The 1,112-nt window shown below is 61.0% G+C and carries 1 protein-coding gene and 1 pseudogene; both read left to right on the forward strand.

From position 1 onward, the window contains the following. Positions 1-789: carbohydrate ABC transporter permease (locus tag G1C97_RS12055; protein ID WP_169241966.1), on the forward strand; the 789-nt coding region annotated here is incomplete at its 5' end. Positions 790-865: 76 nt separating this feature from the next. Then, positions 866-1,112, forward strand: a pseudogene (locus tag G1C97_RS12060) (carbohydrate ABC transporter permease); the annotation flags it as partial.

Raw genomic sequence — 1,112 nt, forward strand, 5'->3', positions numbered from 1 at the left:
GTGTACGCCATCTACATTTCGTTCTTCAAGAAGCAGATGATCGGCGGCACGAGGTTCGTGGGGCTTGAGAACTACTCGCGCCTGCTGGTCGACCAGCAGTTCTGGTCGTCGGTGGGTCGTGTGGCCCTGTTCACGGTGGTGCAGGTGCCGATCATGCTGTTCCTGGCGGCGGCGATGGCGTTGGCGATCGATTCGATGAAGCTGCACGGCACGAAGTTCTTCCGCATCTCCACCTTCCTGCCGTACGCGGTGCCCGCCGTGGTGTCCACCCTGATCTGGGGTTTCGTGTACGGCGCGAAGTACGGCCTGGTCGGAAGCTTCAACGACTTCTTCGGCACGAACATCGACGTGCTGAAGCCCTCGGTGCTGCTGGCGGCGATCGGCAACATCAACACGTGGGAGTTCACGGGCTACAACATGCTGATCTTCTACAGCTCCCTGTCCACGATCCCGCACAGCCTGTACGAGGCCGCCAGCATCGATGGCGCGTCGGAGTGGCAGATCGTCAGGTCGATCAAGCTGCCGGAACTCAAAGGTTCTTTGGCGATCACGGTGATCTTCTCGATCATCGGCTCGTTCCAGCTGTTCAACGAGCCTTCCATTTTGCAGAACATGGTGCCGGGCAACGCGATCACGACGTACTACACGCCGAACATGTACGCGTACAACCTGAGCTTCAGTGGCAACCAGTCGAACTACGCGGCCGCCCTGGCCATCGTCATGGCCGTGATCACGATGGCGATCGCCTACGCGGTGCAGTTGAACAGCATGAAGGAGCAGATGAAGTGACGCGCCTGACGCCGGTTGGCGGAATGACTGTGACTGTAAGTGTGGATGTGGTTGTGATTGTGAAGGAGCGTGCGTGATGAGTGCAGCGACGAGTGCCCGTCCGGCCGGTGCGGAGTTGAGGGCCCGGGAGAAGGCCGCCAAAAGGGCCGAGAAGGAGCGTCAGAGGAGGATCGCCCGTGACGAGGCCGCGGAGCGGAGGCGGAGCGCGAAGGCGGGGTTCGCGAACGTGAACAACCCGCGGCGCAGCACGCTGATGACGGTCCTGTGCGCGATATTCGCGGTCTACTGCCTGTTCCCGTTCGTGTATCTGGCGATCAACGCGA

Origin of the sequence: Bifidobacterium olomucense, from assembly GCF_012932375.1 — a bacterium.
Classification (GTDB): Bacteria; Actinomycetota; Actinomycetes; order Actinomycetales; family Bifidobacteriaceae; genus Bifidobacterium; species Bifidobacterium olomucense.